Origin of the sequence: uncultured Phenylobacterium sp., from assembly GCF_902826855.1 — a bacterium.
Lineage (GTDB): Bacteria > Pseudomonadota > Alphaproteobacteria > Caulobacterales > Caulobacteraceae > Phenylobacterium.
Genome location: NZ_CADEGK010000261.1, coordinates 1 through 5,451, shown reverse-complemented (window position 1 = coordinate 5,451; position 5,451 = coordinate 1). Strand labels below are relative to the sequence as shown.

The following is a 5,451-nucleotide window of genomic DNA, read 5'->3' as shown; positions in this document are numbered from 1 at the left end:
TCAATCTTTGTTCTTCAACATGGCCAAAATCGCAGCTTCGGGCCGACTGGGCCTTGATGGCCTTCCCCGACGCGTGCTCGCGCCGGATCCTCAACACCGTCTCCAATACCAGCATCCCGATCTCGCCGCCTGACACACGCCAAGCGAACAGCCTAGACCACCGGGATGAGGGGTCCCTTTTCGACGCCGATCACCCCGCTACCGGGGTCCCTTTTCCACGCCGATCCACAATTACGGCGTGATGGTCGCGCGCGCGCGGCACGCCACGGGGCCGTTCGTCGTGCGCCGTGATCGGGCGAGCGGCTTGGCGCTGCCGGTTGTCGCCGCCAGCGCCCGTTGGCGCGCGCCGGGGCATAATGCCACCGTGGCCGATGCGCGCGGCCGGCTCTGGCTGATGTATCATGCGGTTGATGTGCGGCGGCCGCGCGCGGCGGCAGCCGATGACATGAATTCGCGCCGGGTCGTCGTGCTCGACCGGCTTGTGTTTCGCGGCGGCTGGCCGGCGGTCGCCCGCGGCGCCCCTTCGGCAAGCGAACGCCCCGCGCCCGCGATCAGCCGACCAGCACATCGTAACGCGCGGTGATCGACCGCGTCGACCCCGGCGCAAGCATCACGATGCCGAGATCGCGCCATGCAGATTGCGGCTCATTCAAAGCGGCATTGGTATGTTGTACGGGCTCAGCGACGAACAGTCCGCCGGCGGCTGGCGAATAGACTTGGAAATATTTGGCATCGTCGGACGTGAGCCGCAAGCTCGCTGGCTGCCCTGGCCAATGAATTAGCGCGACCCCGCTCCATCCGTCATAACCATTATCGAGCGCCTGCCCGCAAATCCGCCGCGCGCGCAGATCGTAGCGACCCGTCGCTGGAACCCGTTCTACCGGTAGGACATCCGCGTCGACGGTCCAGACGCCGTCGACCTCAGTGTCCAGCACGGTTTCGGGCCCGCATGGATGGTACGGGTGCAGCCCCAGGCCGCACGGCATCCGCAAGGCCGAGCGGTTGTGGCAGGTCAGCGTCAGCGTCAACCCGTCCGCATCGAGGGCAATCCGCTGCGTCGCGGTGTAATCCCACGGCCATTCGCCCGCAGCATGATTGAACGACAGCACCACATGCGCTGCATCCTGCGCGTCGACTGTCCAGCGCGCGCGCCAACCCTGACCGTGCAGCGGGCTCGGGTCGCCTGCCATGTTTGGCGCGAGCTCGATCGTGCGGCCGTCACACATGAATCGTCCGTCGCGCACGCGGTTGACGAACGGGACGAGCGGGAAAGACGCCATCTCCACGGCGTCGGGCGTATCCACTTCGGCGGCCCGCATCAAATGCTGGCGCCCGCCGCGCGCAACCCGGTCGAAGCGCGCGATGCTGCCGCCGATGTGGGGCGCGATCCAGACCTCGAGCTCCCCGGCACGCAGCACCAGCCAGTCATGACCTGCCGAGGCACCATCGACATCCGTCAGATCATTCACGATTGATGCCTCTCGCTGCCCAACTTCCCAACGTCCTGCCTGTGATGAGGAACTCCCACCTCCACCTATCTAGGGCTGAGCGTTCTCGCCTGCATCAGCTTAATCGAGCCATGTGGCACGCTAGCGCAAAGGCAGGGGTTCCAAGCGGAAAATTTGGACATCTTGGCGTTGTCGTTAAGCGTCAGCTGTCTAAGCAGTTGACGAACGTTCGCTTGGAATGCGGGCTTGCTGAGGGCCGCCCATCTGGTGTCGGCCCTCTTCCCGTCGCGCGGCATCGGCTGAATGGGCGTCCGCGTCTGGGGACCAGGTAGCGGCCATCGAACGGCGACTTGTGGGTCCTTGCAGCCTCAAGTTGCCGAGCCAGCGCCGTGCATCGGGATTCCATTTTTTGCCCTGACAGCGTCGTTTAGCCTCGCGTTCCCGTGAGCCGCGGTTTGCCGCCAAACCGATTAGCGGCGACTTAATTGGACGGCTTTGCCGGTTTCACCTGTTCTCCATCGATCACGAACGAAGCGGCACCGAGCGCTACGCGGGTGCCGACTGGGGGGCCCTGAAGAAGTTCGACATAGCCGCCGCCGCGCGCGCCGGTCCGGACCGTGACCTGGCGGACGCGGTTGTCGGGTCCGACCACGACGATCCGTGGCCCGTCCGCAGAAAAGGCGATCGCCGACTCGGGCACCGCCGCGACCGCGCGACCGGCGGCGTCGAAGATGGCGGTCGCGAAGCCGCCAGCGCGGATGTCACGGCGGACCGGCAGGCGGATATAGACCAGTCCCAGCCGGCTTTCGGCGGTGACCTGCGGCCCGACGACGCGGACCGTCCCCGGAACTGCCGTCCCGTCGGCGAGCTGCACGCGCACGCCTTGGCCCGGCCGCGCGGCACGGAGGTCCGCCTCGGGCAGCTCAGCCTGGAGCTCGATTAAGCCGTCGCGCGCGATCGTGAGATAGGGCGTGGTCCCGCCGCCGGTCACGTCGCCGGGCCGAACGGCGCGGGTGAGCACCACCCCGCCGACCGGCGCCGCGATCACCAGCCGCGAGCGCCGGGTTAGCGCGTCGCGCAGCTGCGCCTGGGCGGAACGGAGCTGCGCGACGGCGGCGGCGGCATCGGTTGAGCGCTGGACGATCTGCTCGTCGGCGATCACGCCCGTGCCCTCCAGCCCGGCGACGCGGCGCGCCTGGTCGGCGGCGCGGCGCTGCTGGGCGAGCGCCTGCGCCACCGCGGCCCGTTGCTGGGCGATCTGCGCCTCGATCAGCGTGGGGTCCAGCTGAACGAGTATCTGCCCGCGCCGCACGGTGTCGCCGACATCGGCCAGCACGCGGAGCACGCGATAGCCCGAGAGCTCGGACCCGACTGTGGCCTCCTCGCGGGGGCGGAGCGTGCCGGACGCGCTGATCATGCGGCCGAGGGGCCGGAGTTCGACGGTCGCGACGCGGACCGCGCGCGGTGTCGCGGGCGCTGCTGCCCGCTCCTGCTCCTGCTTGGAGGAGCAGGAGGCGAGCGCCAAGGCGGCGGAGAGGAAAAGGACGGGGCGCATCACTTGTCGGTCCTGCCGGAGGGGAGGGGATCGGAGGCCGACCAGCCGCCGCCCAAGGCCTTGAAGAGCTGGACCGAGCGCGACAGCGCGTCGATCCGGGCAGCGGAGGTCTGAGTCCGCGCGGCGCGCCAAGTCGCCTCGGCGTCGAGCAGGCCCTGAAGGTCGGACAGCCCGCGGCGATATTGCGCGAGGGTCGCGTCATAAGAGGCGCGGGCGCGGGTCTCGCCCCGGACCAGCATCTCGACGCGCCGGCGGTCGGCGGCGAGCTTGGCGATCGCCTGGTCGCTCTCGGAGAACGCCCGCTGGACGCTGCGCTCGAAGGCGAGCACCGCCTGCTCGGTCCGGGCGTCCTGGATGCGGACCTCGGTCATGAGCCGGGCTCGGTCGAGGAGCGGCACGAGCAGGCTAGCGCCCAGCGACCAAAAGCCGGTCGTCGACGAGAATACGCCGCGCTGCGCGTTCAGTCCGACGCTCGGCGTCAATGTGATGGTGGGGAGCTGCGCCAGTTCGGCGGTGCGCATCCGCCCGATCGCGCTTTCCAGCCGCGCGCGCGCCTCGAGCACGTCGGGGCGGCGCGTGAGGAGATCGGCAGGGAGCCCTGCGGGGACGGCAGGCGGCAAGGCGAGCGCGCCCTGAATGGGCACGCTCTCCAAGCGGTCACTGGCGCGGCCTAGCAACGCGAGCAGGGTGCGGCGCGCTGCGAAGAGCTGCGCCTCCTGCAGCGCGAGCTGTGCCTGGGCGGTGGCGAGTTCGGTGTCGACGCGGTTCACGTCGGCGCGCGGCGCGAGCCCGCGGGCGGCGCGGATATCGGCGACGCGGCGTAGCTCTTGGCGGATGCGGACCGTCTCCCGCGAATCGGCGACCTGCACGGCGAGGCCACGCGCCTGGAAAAGCTGGTCGGCGACATCGGCGGCCAAGGTCGTGCGCACGCCGAGATAGGCGAAGCGCGACGCCTCGAACTCTGCGTCCGCAGTGCGCCGTGCCGCGACACGCCGCCCGAACAGGTCTAACTCCCAACTGACCGGCAGGCTGAGCGAATAGCTGTCGCTGCGGCCGGGGATGACAAGTCCGTTCGACAGGCTGCCCAAGCCTCCGCCCGAGCCTTGCGATCCGCCGGAGCTTGAACCGCCGCCGATGGCGAGGCCGCTGCCGTCGCCGAGATCATAAGTCTGCTGCCGCGTCGCGCTTCCTTGAACGTTTCCGGACGGATCGAACTGGCGGAGCGCGTTCCCACGGACCGCGCGCGCCTCGTCGAGCCGGGCGACCGCTTCGCGCACGTCAAAACCGCGCGCGAGCGCTTCGTCGATCAGCGCGGTCAGTTGCGCGTCGTCGTAGAGCGTCCACCAGCGGTCGAGCTGGACCACCGGCGACGCCGAGGCCGGCGCTTCGAACACCGGAGGCAAGACCGTCGCCGGCGTCCGGGGGTGGCCCGCGGCGCAGCCGGTCAGGGCGGCGGTGGCGAGGAGCAAAGCCGGGTTCCTCACGCGGCGGCCTCCCTCGGTGCTTCGCGGGGCGTCACGAAGCGCGCCAGCTTGGGCACGAGCCAACGCTCGAAGTCGTCGACGAACTCGTAGACGACCGGCACCAGCACCAGGCTCAGCGCGGTCGAGGTGATCAGGCCGCCGATGACGGCGACCGCCATGGGCTGGCGGAACTCGGATCCCTCGCCGATCCCGAGCGCGGTCGGCAGCATGCCGGCTCCCATCGCGAAGGTGGTCATGATGATCGGGCGGGCGCGCTCGCGGCACGCTTCGAACAGGGCGTGGCGCTGGGTCATCCCCTCGCGCTCGCATTCGATGGCGTATTCGACCAGCAGGATGGAGTTCTTGGCGGCCAGGCCGAGCAGCATCAGGAAGCCAATCATCGCGGGCAGCGAGAGGTCGAGCCGGGTGATCAGCAAAGCGAGCACCGCGCCCCCGATCGCGAGCGGAAGCGCGGACAGGATCGTCACCGGCTTGAAGAAGCTACCGAACAGGAGGACCATGACGCCGTAGAGCAGCAGGATACTCGATCCGATTGCGATACCGAATGACCCCAGGATCTGCGCCAGTGCCTCGGCGTCGCCGGTTGGAGCCTGACCGACCCCGGCCGGCAATTTCTTCATGATCGGCAGCCCGTTCACCGCGTTGATCGCGGTGCCGAGCGCGACGCCGACGCCCAGGTCGGCGTCGACCGCCTCCTGACGCCGGCGATCGTAGCGGTTGATCTGCGACGGCCCGGCTTCGAAGCGGAGATCGGCCACGGCGTCCAACGTCGTCGTGCCGCCGCTTGCGGTCGTCACACGCAGCCGCCCGAGCGCTTCGAGGTCGTTCCGCTCGCGCGCGGGCAGGCGGATGATGATCGGGATCCGCCGCTCGCCTTGGGTCGCCTTGGCGACGTTGGCGTCGATGTCGCCGATCGTCGCAAGCCTCGCGACGGCCGCGAGCGTCTGCGAGTCGACGCCGAGCC

The 5,451-nt window shown here is 69.4% G+C and carries 5 protein-coding genes; 1 reads left to right on the top strand and 4 read right to left on the bottom strand.

Annotation, left to right across the window (positions count from 1 at the left end):
- The first annotated feature begins 238 nt into the window (after nt 1-238).
- Nucleotides 239-583 (top strand): hypothetical protein, encoded by a 345-nt coding sequence (locus tag QZV94_RS22720; RefSeq protein WP_293682389.1) that lies wholly within the window; start codon nt 239-241, stop codon nt 581-583.
- Here the strand turns inward: QZV94_RS22720 and QZV94_RS22715 are convergent.
- From QZV94_RS22715 to QZV94_RS22700, 4 genes are all read right to left on the bottom strand, one after another.
- A complete protein-coding gene (locus QZV94_RS22715) occupies nt 552-1,469 on the bottom strand; it encodes an aldose 1-epimerase (protein ID WP_293682387.1) in 918 nt (305 codons plus the stop codon). The genes QZV94_RS22720 and QZV94_RS22715 overlap by 32 nt on opposite strands.
- A 460-nt stretch (nt 1,470-1,929) precedes the next feature.
- A complete protein-coding gene (locus QZV94_RS22710) occupies nt 1,930-2,973 on the bottom strand; it encodes an efflux RND transporter periplasmic adaptor subunit (protein ID WP_293682385.1) in 1,044 nt (347 codons plus the stop codon).
- 29 nt (nt 2,974-3,002) lie between these two features.
- Nucleotides 3,003-4,472, bottom strand: a complete 1,470-nt coding sequence (locus QZV94_RS22705; protein ID WP_293682383.1) for an efflux transporter outer membrane subunit — start codon at nt 4,470-4,472, stop codon at nt 3,003-3,005.
- A gap of 11 nt (nt 4,473-4,483) precedes the next feature.
- The coding region (locus QZV94_RS22700) for an efflux RND transporter permease subunit (RefSeq protein ID WP_293682381.1) at nt 4,484-5,451 on the bottom strand (968 nt) is incomplete at its 5' end.